Annotated in this window: 21 protein-coding genes and 1 pseudogene; 11 read left to right on the plus strand and 11 right to left on the minus strand. The window is 70.9% G+C overall.

The window, feature by feature from the left end:
- Together ACFVT2_RS40270 and ACFVT2_RS40275 are read right to left on the minus strand one after the other, a co-directional pair.
- Positions 1-1,256, minus strand: a 1,256-nt coding sequence (locus tag ACFVT2_RS40270; RefSeq protein ID WP_390026605.1) for a dihydrolipoyl dehydrogenase family protein, incomplete at its 3' end; no start/stop codon positions are given.
- A 79-nt stretch (positions 1,257-1,335) separates the two neighbouring features.
- Entirely contained in the window at positions 1,336-1,623 is a 288-nt protein-coding gene (locus tag ACFVT2_RS40275) for a ribosomal protein L7/L12 (RefSeq protein ID WP_390026607.1), read from the minus strand.
- A gap of 142 nt (positions 1,624-1,765) precedes the next feature.
- Here ACFVT2_RS40275 and ACFVT2_RS40280 point away from each other — a divergent pair, with 142 nt between their 5' ends.
- The 3 genes and pseudogenes from ACFVT2_RS40280 to ACFVT2_RS40290 all read left to right on the plus strand — a co-directional run.
- Positions 1,766-3,436, plus strand: a complete 1,671-nt coding sequence (locus tag ACFVT2_RS40280) for a hypothetical protein (protein ID WP_390026610.1) — start codon at positions 1,766-1,768, stop codon at positions 3,434-3,436.
- A 932-nt stretch (positions 3,437-4,368) separates the two neighbouring features.
- Entirely contained in the window at positions 4,369-4,881 is a 513-nt protein-coding gene (locus ACFVT2_RS40285) for a DinB family protein (protein WP_390026612.1), read from the plus strand.
- A 53-nt stretch (positions 4,882-4,934) separates the two neighbouring features.
- Positions 4,935-5,264, plus strand: a pseudogene (locus tag ACFVT2_RS40290) (transposase); the annotation flags it as partial.
- Positions 5,265-5,286: 22 nt separating this feature from the next.
- Here the strand turns inward: ACFVT2_RS40290 and ACFVT2_RS40295 are convergent.
- Genes ACFVT2_RS40295 through ACFVT2_RS40305 form a run of 3 tightly spaced genes read right to left on the minus strand, consistent with a single transcriptional unit; the run spans position 5,287 to position 6,617 of the window.
- The gene (locus tag ACFVT2_RS40295) at positions 5,287-5,532 is read right to left on the minus strand and encodes a DUF397 domain-containing protein (protein WP_390026614.1); all 246 of its coding nucleotides are present in this window, start codon (positions 5,530-5,532) and stop codon (positions 5,287-5,289) included.
- A gap of 46 nt (positions 5,533-5,578) precedes the next feature.
- On the minus strand, positions 5,579-5,710 hold the full coding sequence (locus tag ACFVT2_RS40300; RefSeq protein WP_390026616.1) for a DUF397 domain-containing protein: 132 nt from the start codon (positions 5,708-5,710) through the stop codon (positions 5,579-5,581).
- Positions 5,673-6,617, minus strand: a complete 945-nt coding sequence (locus ACFVT2_RS40305; protein WP_390026619.1) for a Scr1 family TA system antitoxin-like transcriptional regulator — start codon at positions 6,615-6,617, stop codon at positions 5,673-5,675. Before ACFVT2_RS40305 ends, ACFVT2_RS40300 begins: the two co-directional genes overlap by 38 nt.
- A gap of 186 nt (positions 6,618-6,803) precedes the next feature.
- On the opposite strand from ACFVT2_RS40305, the gene ACFVT2_RS40310 reads away from it, so the two are divergent.
- Positions 6,804-7,139 carry a hypothetical protein gene (locus ACFVT2_RS40310; RefSeq protein ID WP_390026621.1) on the plus strand — a complete coding sequence of 112 codons (336 nt, stop codon included), beginning with the start codon at positions 6,804-6,806 and terminating at the stop codon, positions 7,137-7,139.
- The gene (locus tag ACFVT2_RS40315; RefSeq protein ID WP_390026624.1) at positions 7,136-7,510 is read left to right on the plus strand and encodes a hypothetical protein; all 375 of its coding nucleotides are present in this window, start codon (positions 7,136-7,138) and stop codon (positions 7,508-7,510) included. The genes ACFVT2_RS40310 and ACFVT2_RS40315 overlap by 4 nt, the downstream gene beginning before the upstream one ends.
- Before the next feature lie 181 nt (positions 7,511-7,691).
- Here the strand turns inward: ACFVT2_RS40315 and ACFVT2_RS40320 are convergent, their stop codons facing one another.
- The 3 genes from ACFVT2_RS40320 to hppD all read right to left on the minus strand — a co-directional run bounded on the left by ACFVT2_RS40320 (position 7,692) and on the right by hppD (position 10,978).
- A complete protein-coding gene (locus ACFVT2_RS40320; protein WP_390026626.1) occupies positions 7,692-8,132 on the minus strand; it encodes a phage tail protein in 441 nt (146 codons plus the stop codon).
- A 170-nt stretch (positions 8,133-8,302) separates the two neighbouring features.
- Complete coding sequence (locus ACFVT2_RS40325) at positions 8,303-9,667, minus strand: FAD-binding oxidoreductase (protein ID WP_390026629.1); 1,365 nt, start codon at positions 9,665-9,667, stop codon at positions 8,303-8,305.
- 153 nt (positions 9,668-9,820) lie between these two features.
- Entirely contained in the window at positions 9,821-10,978 is a 1,158-nt protein-coding gene (gene hppD, locus ACFVT2_RS40330) for a 4-hydroxyphenylpyruvate dioxygenase (protein WP_390026632.1), read from the minus strand.
- Between the two features lie 129 nt (positions 10,979-11,107).
- On the opposite strand from hppD, the gene ACFVT2_RS40335 reads away from it, so the two are divergent.
- From ACFVT2_RS40335 to ACFVT2_RS40360, 6 genes are all read left to right on the plus strand, one after another.
- Positions 11,108-11,575 (plus strand): Lrp/AsnC family transcriptional regulator, encoded by a 468-nt coding sequence (locus ACFVT2_RS40335; RefSeq protein ID WP_100604632.1) that lies wholly within the window; start codon positions 11,108-11,110, stop codon positions 11,573-11,575.
- A 46-nt stretch (positions 11,576-11,621) separates the two neighbouring features.
- Positions 11,622-12,269 carry an ABC transporter permease gene (locus tag ACFVT2_RS40340; protein ID WP_390026635.1) on the plus strand — a complete coding sequence of 216 codons (648 nt, stop codon included), beginning with the start codon at positions 11,622-11,624 and terminating at the stop codon, positions 12,267-12,269.
- A 73-nt stretch (positions 12,270-12,342) separates the two neighbouring features.
- Positions 12,343-13,569 carry an ABC transporter ATP-binding protein gene (locus ACFVT2_RS40345; protein ID WP_390026654.1) on the plus strand — a complete coding sequence of 409 codons (1,227 nt, stop codon included), beginning with the start codon at positions 12,343-12,345 and terminating at the stop codon, positions 13,567-13,569.
- Positions 13,566-14,459: an ABC transporter permease gene (locus ACFVT2_RS40350; protein WP_390026637.1), complete on the plus strand. Its 894-nt coding sequence runs from the start codon at positions 13,566-13,568 to the stop codon at positions 14,457-14,459. Before ACFVT2_RS40345 ends, ACFVT2_RS40350 begins: the two co-directional genes overlap by 4 nt.
- The gene (locus tag ACFVT2_RS40355; protein WP_390026639.1) at positions 14,456-15,475 is read left to right on the plus strand and encodes a glycine betaine ABC transporter substrate-binding protein; all 1,020 of its coding nucleotides are present in this window, start codon (positions 14,456-14,458) and stop codon (positions 15,473-15,475) included. Before ACFVT2_RS40350 ends, ACFVT2_RS40355 begins: the two co-directional genes overlap by 4 nt.
- Before the next feature lie 168 nt (positions 15,476-15,643).
- Positions 15,644-16,066: a hypothetical protein gene (locus ACFVT2_RS40360; protein WP_390026642.1), complete on the plus strand. Its 423-nt coding sequence runs from the start codon at positions 15,644-15,646 to the stop codon at positions 16,064-16,066.
- 58 nt (positions 16,067-16,124) lie between these two features.
- On the opposite strand, the gene ACFVT2_RS40365 is transcribed toward ACFVT2_RS40360, so the two are convergent.
- The 3 genes from ACFVT2_RS40365 to ACFVT2_RS40375 all read right to left on the minus strand — a co-directional run bounded on the left by ACFVT2_RS40365 (position 16,125) and on the right by ACFVT2_RS40375 (position 19,956).
- Positions 16,125-16,910, minus strand: a complete 786-nt coding sequence (locus ACFVT2_RS40365) for a S16 family serine protease (protein WP_390026644.1) — start codon at positions 16,908-16,910, stop codon at positions 16,125-16,127.
- Between the two features lie 132 nt (positions 16,911-17,042).
- Positions 17,043-17,684 (minus strand): IclR family transcriptional regulator, encoded by a 642-nt coding sequence (locus tag ACFVT2_RS40370; RefSeq protein WP_390026646.1) that lies wholly within the window; start codon positions 17,682-17,684, stop codon positions 17,043-17,045.
- Positions 17,685-18,159: 475 nt separating this feature from the next.
- Complete coding sequence (locus ACFVT2_RS40375) at positions 18,160-19,956, minus strand: DEAD/DEAH box helicase (RefSeq protein ID WP_390026649.1); 1,797 nt, start codon at positions 19,954-19,956, stop codon at positions 18,160-18,162.
- Positions 19,957-20,191: the final 235 nt, after the last annotated feature.

Here is a 20,191-nt window from a genome sequence, read left to right on the forward strand (position 1 = left end):
TACTCGACGACGGGCCCGCGCTGGCCGGCGCGTTCGGCCTCGGCGGCGGTGAGGCCCACCGCCGCGGCCTCGGGGTCGCTGAAGACCACCTGCGGGACGGCGTGCCGGTCCGCGGTGGCGACGTGCGCGCCCCAGTGGTCGGTCTCCAGGAGCGGCACCCCGCGGGCCCGGGCGGCGATCGCGGCGCCGGCGATCCGGGCCTGGTACTTGCCCTGATGGGTGAGGAGGGCGCGGTGGTTGACGTCGCCGGCGCCGTACAGCCAGCCGCCGGGCACGCCGGTGACCCGCAGGGTGTCGTCGACGTCCAGCCAGCCGCCGGGCGTCAGGCCGACGGTCTCCAGCCCCAGGTCCTCGGTGCGCGGTGCGCGGCCCGCCGCGATCAGCAGTTCGTCGGCGACGATCTCGTCCCCGGTGTCCAGGCGGACGGTGACCGGGCCGCCCGGCGCCTCCCGGCGCACCTCGCTCACCTCCACGCCGGTCCGCAGGAACACGCCCGCCTCGGCCAGCGACTCGGCGACCAGGTGCCCGGCGAACGGCTCCATCCGGGGCAGCAGCCCGTCGCCGCGCACCAGGAGCGTCACCGAGGCGCCCAGCGCCCGCCAGGCGGTCGCCATCTCGACGCCCACCACCCCGCCGCCGACGATCACCAGCCGGCCCGGCACGGTCTTGGCGCTGGTGGCATCGCGACTGGTCCACGGCTTGGCCGCGGCCAGCCCGGGGATGTCCGGCAGCACCGGGCGGCTGCCGGTGCACACCGCGACCGCGTGCCGGGCGGTGAACGTCCGCCCGCCGTCGACGGTCACCCGTCGTGGCCCGACGAGCCGCGCCCGGCCGCGCACCAGGTCGATCCCGGCCGAGTCCAGCCAGCGGACCTGCCCGTCGTCCTTCCAGTAGGCGGCGGCCGCGTCCCGGTGGGCGAGGACCGCGGACGCGTCCAGGGGCCCGGCGGCCGCGTCCTTCAGCCCGGGCACCCGGCGCGCCTCGGAACGGGCGGTGACCGGACGCAGCAGCGCCTTACTGGGCATACAGGCCCAGTACGAGCACTCCCCGCCCACGAGTTCGTGCTCCACCAGCACCGCGCTCAGGCCGGCGGCGTGCACCCGGTCGGCGAGGTTCTCACCGGTCGGCCCGCCGCCCAGCACGATGACGTCGTAGGTGTCGTAGGTGCCGCCGGCCGTCCCGCCGGGTCCGGTCGTCGCCGTCCCTTCGACCGTTTCCGTGCCGTCGGACGCTTCGGTCGCTCGGTTCGCTGCCATCTGCGCTCGCTCCCTGCTGCTGCGCGTGGGTGGGCCGGGGTCCCGCGGCCCTAACGGCCATCCTCGGCCCGGCGAGGGCTCAGCGCATCCGGCGTTCGACCGCTTCCTTGGCCTCGACGAGTCCGGCGCCGGTCACCTCGCGGTAGACCTTGATCGCCGCGATCTTCTTTTCCTGTGCCAGCAGGGCGTCGACCTCCGCCATCCGCGGGTCCGCCGGCTCCTCGATCCCCAGGTGGGCCATCAGCAGGTCCACCTTCTGGTCCAGCCGCGCCAGCCGCCGCTCCAGCGGCTTGGTACGGCGGTCGAAGGAGGAGAGTACGGCGACGGCGAGCGCGAAGACCGCCAGGGCGATGAAGGAGGTGTCCATGCCAGAAAGCCTACGATCCCGTGACCTGGGCGAAGATCCGCTCCCGCGTCGCCCGCGCCCCGCACGCCCCCGACTCCCGCACAAACCAACGGACTTGCTCCTTTAGGGTCGATCCCCATCGACGTCTACACGGGGGACCCACATGGACGACAACACAACGAACGATGTCCACAACGATGTCCGTAACGACGCCCATAACGACACCCACAACAACGCCCACAACAACGCCCACAACGACGTCTACATGGCGGGCAGACACGCCCCGGAGGGCTCACCCGCCCACCGGCTGTACCTCTGGATCGAGTGCCTGCACGAGTTCATGACCCGCCTCTACGACCAGTTCACCTACGAGGACTGGGAGCACGACTACACCGCCGGCTCACTGCCCGAGCTGGAGGAGGCACTGCGCGACTCCTGCTCGCTCGACGACGGCAGCGACGGGAACGCGATGTACATCGAGTCCGCGGCGGCCTACCTCGGCGAGACGCTGATCGAGGAGGCGGGCGGCCGCTGGGACTGGGACGAGACCGCGGGAACCGACGGGCTGCCCGTGGTCTGCCCCGACCCGGTCCTCGGCCTGGCGCCGGTCGCGCCGCTGCTCGTCGTCGGCCAGGCGCTCAACGACGGGACGGGGCAGGTCTTCGCCACGGTGGCGCGGCTGCTGCGCAAGGCGGTCAGGGACCGGCAGCGGGAGCATCCGGAGTGGTGGCCGCGGCGGGTTCCCACGCCGTGGGTGCGCTACGGGACGATCCTGACCGCCTGCAACACCCCGCGGCGCTGGAAGGACGCGCGCATGCTCGACTACCTCAAGTGGTGGGCCGAGGAGGCCGGCGGCCGCGCTCGCTGGAACTTCGCCCCCGCCTCCCTGGACACCCTCCAGGCCCTGCTGCGCAAGAACTTCCCCACGGTCGAGGACTACGAGCGGGTCGCGCACGAACCGTTCTGGACCATGGCCGCCTGGTATGTGGGCCAGTACGTCGTCGAGAACAAGAAGGCCCTGTGGCAGTACCGCGAGGTCAACCCCGAGGCCCCGCTCGGCACTTGGTACGCGGCGGACTGTTACTGGGCCGGCAGCACCTTCGTCAGCCAGCGACTCCGCTACGACGGCCACGCCGAACACCCCTGGGTGATGCTGCGGGAGGCCGTCGCCGGTACGCCGCTGCGCGAGGTGGTGGACCGCTTCCCGGACCCTGTCCCGCGCGGTGAGTTCACCGAGGGGACGACCTGGCCCGAGGCACTGTGGGCGGTGGCCCGTCCGGACCACCTGGCGACACCGGCCCTGCCGCCCCTCACAGCGGCGGAACTGACGGAGCTGACCGCGACCGACGACCTGGAGGGCCCGGACTGGCACGACAACCACCGGCTGAACACCTGGCTGGCCGCACGGCGCGACGCCTTCGCCGCATGGGCCGCCGCGGCGAGCGGGGGAACCGCGGCGTGGGACTTCTCCCCCGCCTCACTGGACCGGCTCGAAGCGCTGGTGCGCGGCCGGTTCGCCAGCTACGAGGAGATGGTGGCCGCGCACGGCGATCCGTTCCTGGTCGGCGCGGCCTGGTACTTCGGCGAGGTCCAGGTCAGGGAGTGCGGCGCCGTGTGGCGGTGGCGCCCGCGACCCTCCGACCAGCCCGACGACCTGTACGACGTCCCGATGGTGGAGGGCCCCGAAGCCACCTCCGACGAGGACGACGAAGACGAGTACGACGACCCCGACGACGACCACCTCCACATCTCCGACCCGACCGGCGAACTGCGCGCACTGCACCTGCGCGGACCGGACGACCGACTGCGCGACGCGTTGGCGGCGTACGCCTAGGGCGCCCGAACCGGCAGGGTGACATCGGCCGCGCCCGCCGATGCACGGGGCGGCGACCGCGCGGCGGCGACCCGACCGGCTGGCAGGCCGTCGACCCGACGACCCCGACAACGCGAAAGCCGCCGACCGGCACACACTCCGGTCGGCAGCATCGTTACTGCTCCGTCTCACGACTCCATATCCGGTACCGGAGTCCCAGGGGAATCCAGCCACCATCGTGTACCGGATTCCGTCGCCGTCACCCCGAACCGTTCCCGCTCCGGGCGCCCGCGGCCGTTCCACCAGCCGTTCGCACGCTCTACGGCGTCCCACAGGGGGCGCGGCCCGGCCTGGCGAACCTCCCTGTCCTGAACTCGCGCCCACGACCCGTCACATGCCCACAGCCGGCACCCGGTCCGCGCACCATCCGCACCAGTCTCATGTGCCCACGCGATTTCCGGCAGCACCAGCGACAGCGCAAACCACATGCCGTCATCCTCGACGTCCAGGTAATCGACGCGCGTTTCCCGCATGGTGACCTCTGCCGGGTCTCCCGGATAGGGAATCCGACCGTTACTCCCCTCCGACCGGACTCCCATGAAATACGACCCCCCGGAAAGGAATCGCCCCTCGGCCCGCCCGTCGTCACCGACAATCAGTCGGGCATTCCCCCGCCCCAGCGGGCACACAATGATTCCACCGGGCCGCACTTGCTGAATCCACGCAGGCGGCACCGACGTGAATCCGCATGTCGCGATCAACCGGACGGGCATGGCGCCCGAGCGTCAATCGGCGACGACGACTGATGCGACTGGGACCGGATTATTCGCGACCGGGGCATCCCGGTCGACATCGCAGTCGCGCCTCACCATGGCTAGTGCCGCATCAGGCAACGTTCGCCCCGTCGCAGGCCCTGCCTGCCGACGGTTTCTGCCGCTGGCGATAATCGACCGATGAGCGCCATCGAACGCCCCTTGCCGCCCCTGAACGCCGACGAGCGCACCGTGCTCGAAAGCTGGCTCGACTTTCACCGCGCCACCCTCGCCATGAAGTGCGAGGGTCTGGACGACGGGCAGGCCGCCGTCGCGTCCGTGCCACCGTCCGGCTTCACGTTGACCGGCCTCGTCCAGCACATGGCGGAGGTGGAGCGGAACTGGTTCCGCCGAGTGTTCGCCGGAGACCAGGCCCCGCCGATCTACGACCCGCAGGCCGACCCGGCCGCCCCCGACGGCGGCTTCGAACTGGCCGAGGGCGCCACACTGCACGACGCCCTCACCACCTGGCACGCGGAGATCGCCCGCGCCCGCGAGCTCTGCGCCGACCGCGCTCTGACCGACACCGGCCGCTTCATGGAGCAGGACGTCAACCTCCGCTGGATCTACGTCCACATGATTGAGGAGTACGCCCGCCACAACGGCCACGCCGACCTGCTCCGGGAGCGCATCGACGGCACCACCGGCGTATGACGCCAGATCCGGCAGCGTTCGCACGATTGTGAGGTGACGCGCCGCCGGGTTCCGTGCCGGGCGGCGCATCGTGGCAGGGTGCTCAGGCGGCTGAACGTGTGCGCGTGCGCGAGATCGATGACGAGGAGGGGCAGCCGCTGCTGCGGATCATCCGCAGGGGCACCGGTTCGGTGGTGACCTGGCGGCGGGCCCAGATGGTGCTGCTGTCCGCGCAGGGCATGCCCGTGGCGAAGATCGCCGAGGTGACATTCACCAGCGCGGACCGGGTCCGGGATGTGCTGCACAACTTCAACGCCGACGGATTCGACTCCCTCTACCCGAAGTACAAGGGCGGACGCTCGAAGAGGTTCACGCTCCCCGAGTGGCGCGAGATCAAGAAGATCCGGGTCGGCGACTGGGCCGCGGTCAACAACGTAGCGCTCGCCTACACGCCGACCAACAGCTCATGGGGAGTTGTCCACCCTTGACGGCGGCGACGAAGGAGGACCAACCGGCCTCCGGGAAGACCAGCGTCGGGCCGTGCGGGGCCTTGCTGTCACGAACGGGGACGACGCCGGGGGTGCCGGGGGCCACCTCGACGCAGTTGCCGCCGTTATCGTCGCTGTAGCTGCTCTTGATCCACGTCGCGGAGTTGAACTCGTGCCTGTCCATGGCGCCGGTGTCCTTCCCTCTGGAGTGGAGCAGCCGCGTACCGACCTCAGGTGGTGAACTCCCCGCCCTTTACGGCGACAACGAAGGACGACCAGCCGTCCGCCGGAACCACCAACACGGGACCGCGCGGATCCTTCGAGTCACGAACGGGGACGACGCCGGGGATACGCGGGGCCACCTCGATGCAGTTGCCGCCGTTGTCTCCGCTGTAGCTGCTCTTGATCCACGTCGCGGAATTGAACTCGTGCCTGTCCACGGTGTCCGTACCCTTCCATCGCTTCTTCGATCAGAGCGGCAGACTCACGGGCTGACAGAGCGTCGGCCCTGAGCACATCATAGGTCTGGCTGTGACGGGCGTAGACGGCCGGATCGTCGTTGAAATGTCCACGGTCCAGCGATTCCGAGTAGACCCAGTCATGCCCGTCGGGCAGCGTGATCAGCGACATGGAAGTGTTGGGGCGCACGAGCCCAGCGCGGCCGGAAGAGGCGATCTGTACCCGGATGTTGGGGCGTTCCCCCACGGCCAGCAGATGCGCACACTGGCCGTACATGACCTCCGGTCCCCCCACGACATTACGCAGACAGCTCTCGTCCAAGACGACGACGTAGAGGGGGCCGTCCGGGACGAGGAACCGTTGCTGCCGGCTCAGTCGCGCCCTGACGCGCTCCGTCACTTCGTCACCGGTCGCGACGCGGGAGAACAGCGCATGCGCGTAGTACTCCGTCTGCAACAGCCCGGGCATGACCTGGGACTGGTACTCACGCAGGGCAACCGCCACCGCGTCCATGTCCGCCCGACGCTTGAACCAATCAGGGTGCGCGACCTCCGGATACCAGTCGATCCGGCCCCACAGCCTCTTCAGCACCCCACCCGTACCCAGCAGTTCGTCGCACTTCTCGGCGGAGGTCTCGTGCGGGACCCGGGTCCCCCGCTCGACTCTTGCCACCTGCGACCGATCGCACGGGATCTTCCTCGCCAGTTCCTCCTGGGTGAGTCCCGCCGTCTTGCGGAAGTGCTTCAACACCTCCCCGAAGACGGCGGCATTGGTGGCTGCTGTTCCCCCCGTGGCATTGCGTCGGCTCACGCATCCCCCTTTGTGACAGTCGGCGAGTGGCACGCGTCCGGCATTGCACCCCGGCACTCCGCAGAGCAACGCTGTGCCTACCCAACGTAACGGGCCCGGGGTCGAAGGACCCGCCCTTCGCACAAGACCCCCGCGACCGTGCGACCGGTCCGGGGGCGTGGCCACCAACTTCATGGAGTTGACGACGTGTTGAACCGTATCGCGAGCCTGTTCCTGCCGCTGCTGAGGCTGTTACTTCCGGCCCCCGGCCGGCATCGGGCACCCGGATCGCCGACCGTCACCGCGCCCCGCGAGGCCGCGCCGCCGGCAGCGGTCGCGCCGCTCCGCGTGCCCGTCCGGCCGCCGGTGCTGCTCCGTGGCGAGGACGTCCCCCTCATCCGCCCGTACGTCCTCACCGAGGCGGAGCGCAAGGAGTGCCGGGAGCGGCGGGAGCGGCGCGGGCGGCGGCGGGCGCTGTGGCTCGCGGTGCACGGCGTCGACGTCGGGCCGCGCCGCATCCACGGGATGGAGGTCGCCGCATGAGGGACCACGCCGACCGCCCGCCGCGGCTGCTGCCCTGGACGACCCCGGAGGGGAACCCGTGCTTCCTGCTCCCCAGCGACGGGACCGGGTACGTCTCCCGGCTCGCCGACCGGCTGGAGGCCGAGCAGCTCGGCTCCGCCGCCGTCCTGATTGAGGACGCGGAACGGATTCTGGCCGACCGGTCCTGGACGCCCGGTGAACTGCACCTGCTGACCGTGGAATTGAAGAACTCCCTGGTCACCACCCATCGGGTCGCGGAGAGCCGCGGAGCCCGGTTGCCGGTGCCCGCCTACGAGCCGGACGACGACCTTGACGACGACCTTGAGGACGACCCGGAGGACGCTCCCGACGACGGGTGGCATCGGCCGTAGGCGCCGGGGCCCGCCCCCCAGACGTGGCGTCCCCCGACGGGAATCAGCGCGGCGGCGGCAGACGTGCCGCCCGCCCCGCCCCGTCCGCCCCCGTACACGGGGTGCCGCCTCCGGGCGGTGAGGGACGCCACCACTCCGGCCCGGGCCCGGCCGCAGGGTGTGACCGGTGAGTCAACCGCGCCTATTCGACGGTGATGTCCTCGTAGGTGATCGTTACTTCCTCGGTCGCAGGCCCGGACTCGGAAGCCCCCAGTGAGGGGCCTTCCCAGCGGGACGCCCAGGCGTTGCTGAGGTGGATACGCCGGACGGTCTGCTTCTTTGCGTCCTGCAGAGCGATGGTGATGTTCTGCCGGGCCTCGTCGAGATCGGCGTTGACCAGCGTCGCTTTGATCCAGTCGGTGAATGCCGTGCTCTTGTCCATACCGCGGGTAATCGTGATCTCACCGCTCTGGCGTGCACCTGGCTGTTTGCGCACGAGTAGCTCACCGCTCGGGGACACCTGCCGGACCTCGACGACGTCCTGTTCCAGTTGTAGTCCGGACACGCTCTGGACCGTCTCGACTTGGAACTTGCCCAGTTCGACGGCAAAGGTGCTGCTGCTGAAACTGTCACCGGTCAGCACGACAGGTACCTCCTGCTGCTAGTTCCTTCACCTGCCTGACTTGTCGATCGTCCCTTGCCTCGGAAGTGCCCGCAATTGAAACGTATGTCCACGATTTGGATGCAAACCTTCGAGCACCCGAGTGCCGCCTCGCTCCCGCAAGGAGTGCGAGCAACCCGTTCGGACAGGCCCTAGAACAGCTTCCCCGGATTGAGGATTCCCAGCGGGTCGAAGACCTGCTTGATGCCGCGGTGCAATTCCACGGCGTCCGGGCCCAGTTCGCGGGCCAGCCACTCCTTCTTCAGGACGCCGACGCCGTGTTCGCCGGTGATGGTGCCGCCCAGTTGGAGGCCGAGGGCCATGATGGCGTCGAACGATTCGCGGGCCCGCCGCTCCTCGTCGGGGTCGGCCGGATCGAAGCAGACCAGCGGGTGGGTGTTGCCGTCGCCGGCGTGCGCGCAGACGCCGATGGTCAGGTCGTACTTCTCGGCGATGGCGGCGGCGCCCTCCAGCATCGCGGTGAGCTGCGAACGGGGCACGCAGACGTCGTCGATGAGCATCGCGGGCTTGATCCGTTCCAGTGCGGTGAAGGTCAACCGCCGTGCCTGGAGGAGGAGTTCGGACTCGGCGGCGTCCTCGGCGGGGACGACCTGGGTGGCGCCGGCCGCCTCGCAGAGGGCGCCGACGGCGGCGAGGTCGGCGGCCGGGTCCGGGGTGTCGAAGGCGGCCAGCAGCAGCACCTCGGTGGTCTCGGGCAGGCCCATCTGCGCCATGGCGTTGACCGCCCGGACGCTGGTGCGGTCCATCAACTCCAGGAGGGACGGGGCGTGCCCCTCGGCCATGATCCGGCAGACCGCGTCACCGGCCGCCGCCACCGATCCGAACTCCGCGACCAGGGCGAGCTGTTGGGGCGGCTCGGGCTTCAGGGCCAGGGTGGCGCGGACGACGACGCCGAGGCTGCCCTCGGAACCCACGAAGAGGCGGGTGAGGTCGTAGCCGGCGACGCCCTTGGCGGTGCGGCGGCCGGTCTTGATCAGGCGGCCGTCGGCGAGGACGACCTCCAGGCCGAGCACGTACTCGGCGGTGACGCCGTACTTCACGCAGCACAGGCCGCCCGCGGCGGTGCCGATGTTGCCGCCGATGGTGCACGTCTCCCAGCTGGAGGGGTCGGGAGGGTAGTAGAGGCCGTGTTCGTTGACGGCTCGGGAGAGGACGGCGTTGACGACGCCCGGCTCGACGACCGCGATCCGGTCGACGGGGTTGATCTCCAGGATGCGGTCCATCTTGACCAGGGAGAGGACGATGCAGCCGTCGACGGCGTTGGCGGCGCCGGAGACCCCGGACCGCGCGCCCTGGGGGACGACCGGGACGCGCAGCGCGGTCGCCGTCCGCATCACGTGCTGGACCTGCTCGACGGTGCGCGGCAGGACGACCACTGCGGGGGTGCCGGCGTCGCAGAAGTTGGCCATGTCCCGGGCGTAGGAGCCGGTGACGTCGGGGTCGGTGAGCAGCGCTTCCTCGGGGAGCCCGGCGCGCAGGCGTTCGATGAGGTCCATGTCCTCAGCGTGGCACCCGTGGGCCGTACACGGAAGATCGCGTACGGCCCACGGGGCGGGGGCCCGGCCGGCTGGACGGAGCCGGGCGGGCAGCCAGCGCGCAGCGCTGCCTTCTGGGGGTGGAGGTCGGGTGACGGGTGGGCCCGGTCAGGCTCAGAGGTTGCCGCGCCGGTCCTGCTCGCGCTCGATGGCCTCGAAGAGGGCCTTGAAGTTGCCCTTGCCGAAGCCGAGGGAGCCGTGCCGCTCGATCATCTCGAAGAAGACGGTCGGGCGGTCCTGGACCGGCTTGGTGAAGATCTGGAGCAGGTAGCCGTCCTCGTCCCGGTCGGCGAGGATCTTCAGCTCGCGCAGCTCGTCGAGCGGGACCCGGGTCTCGCCGACCCACTCGCCGAGGGTGTCGTAGTACGAGCCGGGCACGTCGAGGAACTCCACGCCCGCGGCCCGCATCTGGCGGACCGAGGCCACGATGTCGTTGGTGGCCAGCGCGATGTGCTGGACGCCGGGGCCGCCGTAGAACTCCAGGTACTCGTCGATCTGGGACTTCTTCTTGGCGATGGCGGGCTCGTTGAGCGGGAACTTCACCTTCTTGGTGCCGTCCGCGACGACCTTGGACATCAGCGCCGAGTACTCGGTGGCGATGTCGTCGCCGACGAACTCCTTCATGTTGGTGAAGCCCATGACGTTGTTGTAGAAGGCCACCCACTCGTTCATCTTGCCGAGCTCGACGTTGCCGACGCAGTGGTCGATCGCCTGGAAGAAACGTTTCGTCGGCGCGGCGACCAGCGGCTCCGTGGCGACGAAGCCCGGCAGGTACGGCCCGTCGTAGCCGGCGCGCTCCACGAGGGTGTGCCGGGTCTGCCCGTAGGTGGCGATGGCGGCCCGGACGACCGTGCCGTGCTCGTCCTTGGTCTCGTAGGGCTCCGTCAGGCCGGTCGCGCCGTGCTCGACGGCGTAGGCGTAGGCCGCGCGGGCGTCCGGCACCTCGATGGCCAGGTCGATGACGCCGTCGCCGTGCGCGGCCACGTGGTCGGCGAGGAACCGGCCCCACTCGGTGGTCGGCTTGACCACGGAGGTGAACACGAACCGGGCGCCGCCGGACTCCAGGACGTAGGAGGCCGTCTCGCGGCTGCCGGTCTCCGGGCCCTGGTAGGCGACCCGCTTCATGCCGAAGGCGGTGGAGTAGTAGTGCGCGGCCTGCTTGGCGTTGCCGACGGCGAAGACGACCGCGTCCATCCCCTTGACCGGGAAGGGGTCCGCCTGCCGGGCCGTGTGGGGGGTGGTGGGCTGGGTGTGCATCGTGGTGTCTGCCATGTCCGCAGAGTCCCGCCGATCCACAAGGTGCGCAATAGTTTGCGTATCTTCTGGGCATTCTGCATAGGGGTCGGCGGGTTTTACCGAGCGTTCTGTACATCATGACCATCGAAATCGGAGGGTGCGGCGGTGGCGATCGATCATTTGGACGGGGCCTTGCTGGAACTGCTCGCCCGGGAGCCGCGGATCGGCGTCCTGGAGGCGTCCCGCCGGCTGGGGGTGGCCCGCGGGACGGTGCAGGCGCGGCTCGACCGGCTTCAGTCGAATGGAGTGATCAGGGGTTTCGGGCCGGACGTGGACCCCGCGGCGCTGGGCTATCCGGTGACCGCGTTCGCGACCCTGGAGATCAAGCAGGGCCAAGGCAGCGATGTACGGGCCCACTTGGCGGGCGTACCGGAAGTGCTGGAGCTGCATACAACGACCGGACACGGGGACATGCTCTGCAGGCTGGTGGCGCGGTCGAACGCCGATCTGCAGCGGGTGATCGACCGGGTCGTGGGCTTTGATGGCATCGTGCGGGCATCCACGGCGATCGTCATGGAAAATCCGGTTCCGCTGCGGATCATCCCGCTGGTGAAGCAGGCCGCGGGCGACTGAACCGCGGCGGGCCGGCCGCAGTGGCGACGGACCGAGGAGGCGACGGGTGAGCTTCTGGGAGTACGTCGGCAGCCGGCACACCCAGCTGCTGACGGACACGTATCAGCACGCCAGCGCGGTCTTCCAGTGCATGGTGATCGCGACGGTGCTGGGCGTCGCGATCGGCGTCGCCACCTACCGCAGCGAATGGGCCGGCACGCTCGCCACCATGACGACCGCGACGATCCTGACCATCCCGTCCCTGGCCATGATCGGCCTGCTGATCCCGGTCGTCGGCCTCGGCGTCGCGCCGACCGTCGTCGCGCTGACCCTGTACGGGCTGCTGCCGGTGGTCCGCAACGCCATCGTGGGGCTGCGCGGGGTGGACCCGGCGCTGGTCGACGCGGCCAAGGGCATCGGGATGTCGCGCCTCGGCCGGCTCTTCCGGGTCGAACTCCCGCTGGCCTGGCCGCCGATCCTCACCGGCATCCGGGTCGCCACCCAGATGCTGATGGGCATCGCGGCCATCGCCGCCTTCGCCTCGGGCCCCGGCCTCGGCAACGAGATCTTCCGCGGGATCGCCTCACTGGGCAGCGCCAACGCCCTCAACCAGGTGCTCTCCGGGACGCTCGGGATCGTCGTACTGGCCCTCCTCTTCGACGCCGCCTACGTCCTGATCGGACGCCTGACCATCTCCAGGGGGATCCGTGCCTGAGCCGTACCCGAGCGACCCGAGCGCCACGGAGACCGCCGCGCGGCCGGCCGGTTCGGTGGGCGCCGCCATCCGGCTGGAGAACCTGACGAAGGTCTACCCGGGCACCCCCGCCCCGGCGGTCGACGACGTCAGCATGGAGATCAAGGCCGGCGAGACGGTGGTGTTCGTGGGGCCGTCCGGCTGCGGCAAGTCCACCACGCTGAAGATGATCAACCGGCTGATCGAGCCGACCTCGGGGCGGATCCGGATCGGCGACGAGGACGTCACCGACATCGACCCGGTCCGGCTGCGCCGCAAGGTCGGCTACGCCATCCAGGCATCCGGGCTCTTCCCGCACATGACGGTGGCGCAGAACATCGCCCTGGTACCGAGGATGACCGGCTGGTCGAAGGCGCGCACCCGGCACCGGGTGGCGGAGATGCTCGACCTGGTCGGCCTGGACCCGGGCGAGTTCCACGACCGCTACCCCCGGCAGCTCTCCGGCGGCCAGCAGCAGCGGGTCGGGGTGGCCCGCGCGCTCGCCGCCGACCCGCCGGTGCTGCTGATGGACGAGCCGTTCGGCGCCGTCGACCCGATCACCCGCGACCACCTCCAGGACGAGCTGATCCGGCTCCAGCACGAGCTGCACAAGACCATCGTCTTCGTCACCCATGACTTCGACGAGGCGATCAAGCTCGGCGACCGGATCGCGGTGCTCCGCGAGCGCTCGCACATCGCCCAGTTCGACACCCCGGAGGCCATCCTCACCAATCCGGCGGACGACTTCGTCTCCGGCTTCGTGGGCGCCGGGGCGGCGCTCAAGCGACTGAACCTGACCCGGGTACGGGACGTGGCGGTGATCGACTTCCCCACCGCGCAGGTCGACGACCCACTCCAGTCGATCTTCGACCTGCTGCGCGACGGCGCCACCAACGAAGTGCTGCTGCTGGACCGCCACCGCCGCCCGTACAAGTGGCTGCGCCGCAGCGACCTCTCGCGCGCCAAACAGTCACTGGCCCGGGCCGGCACCCTGGTCACCGACACGGTGACCCTGGACGCGACGCTGCGCGACGCCCTGGAGGCGGTGCTGACCGACAGCGCGGGCCGGGTCGCGGTCACCGGCCGGCGCGGCGAGTTCCTCGGCGTGGTCGACATGGAGACGCTGATGAACAACGTCCACGAACTGCTGGAGGCGGACCGCCTGGAGGCACTGGAGCACCAGCACGAACTCCAGGCGCTGCGCGCCCACCGGACCCAGCTCGCCCAGGAGGGCCTGAATGGCGCAGGCGGGGCAGAGCGCGGCCCTGGAGGCCGGGCGTGACGCCGGGCGCCGCTTCGGGCGGCGGGGACCGCAGACGACCTCCTGAGGGGCCCGACGGGGCCAACGGGGCAGCCCCGTCTGACGACGCGGAGACCGCCGGGCGGGAGGTGGCGTCCGGGACGGCGCCGACCCGCTCCACCACTCCTGGCGGGCGCCGGATCAGCTGGCAGAAGTGGACGTTCATGCCGGCGTTCCTGACCGCCGCGCTGCTGGCGACCTGGCTGTGGTTCCGCGGCGCCCGCCTGGACTCCATCGCCCACCAGGCGGTCGACAACGGCAAGGTGTGGCTGGCGCTGCGCCAACACCTCCAACTGACCGCCGTCTCCACCTTCTTCGTGCTGCTGATCGCGATCCCCCTGGGCATCGCGCTGACCCGGCCGCGGCTGCGCCGGGCCACCCCGTTCGCGATGGCCGTCGCCAACCTCGGGCAGGCCGTCCCGGCGCTCGGCCTGCTGGTGCTGCTGGTCATCTGGCTCGGCATCGGCGCCGGTTCGGCGATCGTCGGCATGGTGGTCTACGCCGTCCTGCCGGTGCTGGCCAACACCATCGCCGGGCTGCGCGGCATCGATCCGACGCTGACCGAGGCGGCCCGCGGGATCGGCATGTCCGCGTTGGGCGTGCTGACCAAGGTCGAACTCCCGCTGGCCGTCCCGCTGATCCTGGCCGGGGTGCGCACCGCGCTGGTGCTGAACGTGGGCACCGCGACGCTGGCCACGTTCGGCGGGGGCGGCGGGCTGGGCGACCTCATCTCGGCGGGCATCATCACCCAGCGGATGCCGGTGCTGATCCTGGGCTCGGTGCTGACCGTGGCGCTGGCGCTGCTGGTCGAATGGCTCGCCTCGTTGGCCGAACTGCTGTTGCGGCCGCGCGGATTGGAGGTGGCCACATGAGGGGGCGGAACGGCCCGCGGGGACGGTGCCGGGGGCGGCGCGGCGGGCTCGCGGCGGCCGGCGCGCTGCTGCTGGCGGCCGTACTGCTCGGCGGCTGCGGGCTGGTCAGCGGCAGCCCGATGACCGACGACGTGGTCCCCGGGACGGTCGGCCGGGGGCTGCCCCTCAAGGGCGCCCAACTCACCGTCACCTCGAAGGAGTTCACCGAGAACATCATCCTCGGCCAGATCATGGGGTTGGTCTTCAAGGCGGCCGGCGCCACCGTCGTCGACAAGACCAACATCCAGGGCACGATCGGCGCCCGGGAGGCGGTCCGCACCGGCACCGCGGACGGGATGTACGAGTACACCGGCACCGGCTGGATCACCCACCTCGGGCACGTCAAGCCGATCCCGGACCCGCACCAGCAGTGGGTGGCGGTACGCGACGCCGACCGGCGCAACGGCATCGTCTGGCTGCCGCAGTCCCGGCTGAACAACACCTATGCGCTGGCGCTGAACGCCGCCAACGAGAAGAAGTACCGGGTGCGCACCCTCTCCGACGTCGCCGCGCTGCTGAAGAAGGACCCCCGCGCGGTCACCCTGTGCGTGGAGAACGAGTTCGCCACCCGCAACGACGGGCTGCCCGGGATGGCGAAGGCGTACGGCATGGACATCCCGTCCGGCAACGTCCGGCGGATGACCGGCGGCGTGGTCTACACCGAGACGGCGAAGGGGACGTCCTGCGCCTTCGGCGAGGTCTTCACCACCGACGGCCGGATCAAGGCGATGGGGCTGACCGTCCTCGCGGACGACCGGCACTTCTTCCCGAACTACAACGCCGCGCCGGAGATCAACGCCGCCGCGCTGCGGAAGTACCCGCAGATCGCCGCCGTCCTCGCCCCGGTCACCGCCGCCCTGAACAACGAGGTCGCCCAGAAGCTCAACGCCAGGGTCGACGTCGAGGGCCGGGATCCGCACGAGGTCGCCAAGGCGTGGCTCCTCCAGGAGGGCTTCATCAAGAAGGGCGGCGGCTAGGGCCACCCGATCCCGATCCGCCGGACAGGCCAGGCCCTCGGAACGGTGCGACTCCACCGAAAAAGGGTTCGAAACCCCGGAAGATCACGTAGGGTCTACACCGCCCGAAAGCGAACAAGTGTCGCAGTCGCCGCAAGGGTGACTGCGCAGGGGGAAGGAAAGAACTCCATGCAGGGATCCCGCATCCGGCGTCGCCTCGCCGGTGCCACCACCGTCGCCGCCCTGGTCGGCGCCGGCATCCTGGCCGCCGCACCCATGGCCGCCGCCAAGGCCAATCTGATCGCCATCGACAAGGTCGCGCTGGCCGCGCCGGGCCTGACGGTGGACGTCACGTACTCCTGCGACCCCGGCATGAACCACCAACTGGTCGCCAACGCCGAGCAGATCACCTCCTCGAAGCTGGCGGCGCGCGGCGCGGGCACCCTCAAGGTCGACAAGCTCGTCTGCGACTACGCCGACCACACCGCGCAGGTGCGGCTCCGCCCGGCCGACCAGGGCTTCGCCAAGGGCGACAAGGTGAAGGTCACCGTCTTCTACTTCGACGACGACGGCTTCCGCTACGCCGACCGGGAGACCACCGCGACCCTCTGAGCGCGGCCCGCCCTGGCCGCCTTCCGCCTGCGGCCGGGCCCGTCACCGGTCCCTCGACTCAACCGGTGCAGCTGGGAACCTCGCCACCGGAGTTGAGGGCCTTCAGAGCGTCCACCGCCCCGTCCAGGGTGGTGACCGGGATCAGCCGCATCCCTGCGGGGAGCTCGGCGCGGGCGTCCGTGCACTCCTTGCGCGGGACGAGGAAGACCGTCGCCCCGTCGCGGTGCGCGGCCTGGGTCTTGAGCGCCACCCCGCCGACCGCGCCGACCGCGCCGTCGGCGTCGATGGTGCCGGTACCCGCGATGGTCCGGCCGCCGGTGAGGTCGTGCCCGGCGCCGTCACCGGCCAACTTGTCGACGATGCCCAGCGCGAACATCAGGCCGGCGCTGGGCCCGCCGACGTCCGCCAGGCTCAGGGTGACCTTGACGTCCTTGGGAGACTTTTCCAGCCGGCCCAGCGCGGCCCGGGTGGCGCTGTCCTGCGACTGCTTCATCTGCTCCGCGTTGTGCTCGGCGATCTCCTCGGTGTTGTTGCCCACCGGGTAGACCGAATCCCGCGGCATCACCGCCTCGTCGGTGCGGAACCACGCCCGGACCACGTCCGGCAGGTGGACGGAGGCGTCCGGTCCGGTGGCGGTGATGGAGGTCATCCGCAGCTGCCCGCTGGTGTCACGGGTGTGGGGGCCGGAGATGGTGATCACCGGCTTGCCCTTGTCGTCACCGAGGACGTTGGCCGTGATACCTGGATACGCGACCGCGTACGGCAGCGGTGCCAGGGCCGCGGTGACGAGCACGGCGAGGACGGGGACGGTGCAGATCAGCAGGGCACGGGCGCGTGAGGACACCCCGCCACCCTAAATGACCCCCGCCCCGCCCGCCCCGTGCGGCGCCCTGGCCGCACGGCAGCGGCACAGGGTCACCACATGGGGCACGTGATCCCCACGGGCTTGCCGGGCCGACGGCGGGCCGCAGCGGCGTCAGCGCAGCGCCTCGGCGACCTCCCGGGCCGCGTCCACCACCCGCGGCCCGATCTGCTCCGCGACGTTGTCCGTGAGCATCACCACGCCCACGCTGCCCTCTATGCCGCTGACCCCGAGCAGCGGTGCCGCGGCACCGCTGGCGCCGGCCTCCAACTCCCCGTGGGTCAGGGCGAGTCCGGCGTCCTGGAGGCGGCCCTGGCGGGCCTTGAGGATCGCCCGCCCGGCGGCTCCGCGGTCCAGCGGATGACGGAACCCGGCCCGGTAGGCGACGTGGTAGTCGGTCCAGGTCGGCTCGACGACCGCGACCGCCAGCGCCTCGGTGCCGTCGACGAGGGTGAGGTGGGCGGTGGCGCCGACGTCCTCGGCGAGCGACCGCAGCGCCGGCAGTGCGGCCTCTCTGACCAGGGGGTGGACCTGGCGGCCCAGGCGGAGCACGCCCAGCCCGACCCGGGCCCGGCCGCCGGCGTCCCGGCGCACCAGAGCGTGCTGCTCCAGCGTCGCCAGCAGGCGGTAGACCACGGTGCGGTTGACGCCGAGTTTGTGTGAGAGCTCGGTGACGGTCAGCCCGTGATCGGTGTCGGCAAGCAGTTTGAGGACGCGCAGTCCTCGGTCGAGCGTCTGGGAGGTCTCTGCGGTCACGACGCCCCCTCCTGAAGTGAGTGGCGGCGTCCGTGCGCGGCGCACTGCTCGTCCCGGAGCAGCGCGCAAGAGCCGCCGGCCGCTTTGCACCGGCTGCGCTCCGCGGCGGCGCTGCCACGGGGCGTGTGCGTGACCGGGACAGTAGCGAGCCACTCCGGTCAGCGGAAGAGTGCGTCCAGAATCCGGGCTTTCACGCCCGGAATATCCACTCTTGTCCGTACCGTGGTCCACCCCGGAGGGGGTCAGGTTGCGCCACTGTGACCGGTCCGTGACCCCGGGCCGCATGCCGTCCGGCGGCCCGGGCCGCGCCCCGCACGCCGCGTCCGCACGGAACCCGCACCGCACCTCCCCGACGCGTTCCCCGGGCCGACACCGGCCGGGCCTACCGGCACCACCCGGGCCTACCGATACCGCCGGGCCTACCGGCGCCACCGGCGGCGCCGACTCCGGCCCGCCGGCCGCGCCCGGGACGCGCTCAGCGCATCCGCGTGGCCCACTCCCGCACCTTCTTGATGCGCTCGCCCAGCTGCCCGGCCGTCGCCTCCGCGCTCGGCGGGCCGCCGCACACCCGGCGCAGCTCGGTGTGGATCACCCCGTGCGGTTTGCCGCTCTGGTGGACATAGGCGCCCACCAGCGTGTTCAGCTGCTTGCGCAGTTCCAGCAGCTCCTTGTGCGTGACCACCGGCCGCCGCTCGGCGGGCATTTCGAGCAGGTCCGCCTCGGTGTCCGGCTTCTTCCGGCTGTGCGCTATCTGCCGGGCCTGCCGCTTCTGCAACAGCAACTGCACCTGGTCGGGCTCCAGCAGCCCGGGGATGCCGAGGTAGTCCTCTTCCTCCTCGCTGCCGGCGTGCGCCTGCATGCCGAACTCGGCGCCGTCGTAGAGCACCCGGTCGAAGACCGCCTCCGACTCCAGCGCCTCGAACGAGAACTGCTCCTGCTCCCCAGTGTCCTCGTCCTGCTCCTTGTTCGCCTCGTCCATCTCCTTCTCGGACTCGGCGTACGGGTCCTCCTCGCCGTCCTTCTTCGGCTTGTCGAGCACGTGGTCGCGCTCGACCTCCATCTCGTTGGCGAAGCCGAGCAGCGACGGGACGGTGGGCAGGAAGACGGACGCGGTCTCTCCGCGCTTACGGGACCGGACGAAGCGGCCGACCGCCTGCGCGAAGAACAGCGGGGTGGAGATCGTGGTGGCGTACACCCCGACCGCGAGCCGCGGCACGTCCACGCCCTCGGACACCATCCGGACCGCGACCATCCAGCGGTCGTCGGAGTCGGCGAAGTCGTCGATGCGCTGCGAGGCGCCCGTGTCGTCGGACAGCACCAGGGTCGCGCCCTGTCCGGTGATCTCCCGGATCAGCTTGGCGTACGCCCGGGCCTGCTCCTGGTCGGAGGCGATCACCAGGGCACCGGCGTCCGGGATGCCCTTGCGGACCTCGGTCAGCCGGCGGTCGGCGGCCCGGAGCACGTTCGGCATCCACTCGCCGCGCGGGTCCAGCGCGGTGCGCCACGCCTGGGAGACCGCGTCCTTGGTCATCGGCTCGCCCAGCCGCGCCGCGATCTCGTCGCCGGCCTTGGTCCGCCAGCGCATGTTCCCGCTGTAGGAGAGGAACATGACCGGCCGGACGACGCCGTCGGAGAGCGCGTTCCCGTAGCCGTAGGTGTAGTCCGCCGACGACCGGCGGATCCCGTCGTTGCCCTCCTCGTAGGCCACGAACGGGATGGGGTTGGTGTCGGACCGGAAGGGCGTACCGGTCAGCGCCAGCCGCCGGGTCGCCGGCTCGAACGCCTCCAGGCACGCCTCGCCCCACGACTTCGAGTCACCGGCGTGGTGGATCTCGTCGAGGATGACCAGGGTCTTGCGCTGCTCGATCCGGTTGCGGTGCAGCATCGGGCGCACCCCGACACCGGCGTAGGTGATCGCGATGCCGTGGTACTCGCGGCCCAGCGGCCCGGCGCTGTACTCCGGGTCGAGCTTGATCCCGATCCGGGCCGCGGCCTCCGCCCACTGCTTCTTCAGGTGCTCGGTCGGCGCGACCACCGTCACCTGCTGCACGACGTGGTGGTGGAGCAGCCACGAGGCGAGGGTCAGCGCGAACGTCGTCTTGCCGGCGCCGGGCGTGGCCACGGCGAGGAAGTCTCTCGGCTGGGTCTGGAGGTACCGGTCCATGGCCGCCTGCTGCCAGGCGCGCAGCTTGTTCGCGGTACCCCACGGGGCCCGCCCCGGGAAGGCCGGGGACAGGTGATGACTGTTGGTGGCGCTGGCGGTAGTAGTCACGGTCTCCGTCGGCTGAGGTCGGCGATCGGCAACCGCGTCAGCCTACCGGTGCCCCGCTTTCCCCCCTGCGCCGAACGCCCGCTCCCACCCGGCGGTGGGAGCGACGTCACACCGCACCGGCGACGAGGGGCGGTGGACATCCCTAGATGAATGAGTCCGATGTTCGTGCTGGCCGCGACCATGACGAAGGGCGCCCGTTGGCTCGTGTGTGACTACCAGCCTGGACGCCCTTCTT

It is taken from the genome of Streptomyces sp. NPDC058000, from assembly GCF_042886435.1.
GTDB lineage: Bacteria > Actinomycetota > Actinomycetes > Streptomycetales > Streptomycetaceae > Streptomyces.

What these genes read in the sequence shown, in the direction of transcription:
- ACFVT2_RS40275 (WP_390026607.1), bottom strand. Translation starts at nt 1,623, where the DNA reads ATGGACACCTCCTTCATCGCCCTGGCGGTCTTCGCGCTCGCCGTCGCC.
- ACFVT2_RS40280 (WP_390026610.1), top strand. Translation starts at nt 1,766, where the DNA reads ATGGACGACAACACAACGAACGATGTCCACAACGATGTCCGTAACGAC.
- ACFVT2_RS40285 (WP_390026612.1), top strand. Translation starts at nt 4,369, where the DNA reads ATGAGCGCCATCGAACGCCCCTTGCCGCCCCTGAACGCCGACGAGCGC.
- ACFVT2_RS40295 (WP_390026614.1), bottom strand. Translation starts at nt 5,532, where the DNA reads ATGGACAGGCACGAGTTCAACTCCGCGACGTGGATCAAGAGCAGCTAC.
- ACFVT2_RS40315 (WP_390026624.1), top strand. Translation starts at nt 7,136, where the DNA reads ATGAGGGACCACGCCGACCGCCCGCCGCGGCTGCTGCCCTGGACGACC.
- ACFVT2_RS40325 (WP_390026629.1), bottom strand. Translation starts at nt 9,667, where the DNA reads ATGGACCTCATCGAACGCCTGCGCGCCGGGCTCCCCGAGGAAGCGCTG.
- hppD (WP_390026632.1), bottom strand. Translation starts at nt 10,978, where the DNA reads ATGGCAGACACCACGATGCACACCCAGCCCACCACCCCCCACACGGCC.
- ACFVT2_RS40355 (WP_390026639.1), top strand. Translation starts at nt 14,456, where the DNA reads ATGAGGGGGCGGAACGGCCCGCGGGGACGGTGCCGGGGGCGGCGCGGC.
- ACFVT2_RS40360 (WP_390026642.1), top strand. Translation starts at nt 15,644, where the DNA reads ATGCAGGGATCCCGCATCCGGCGTCGCCTCGCCGGTGCCACCACCGTC.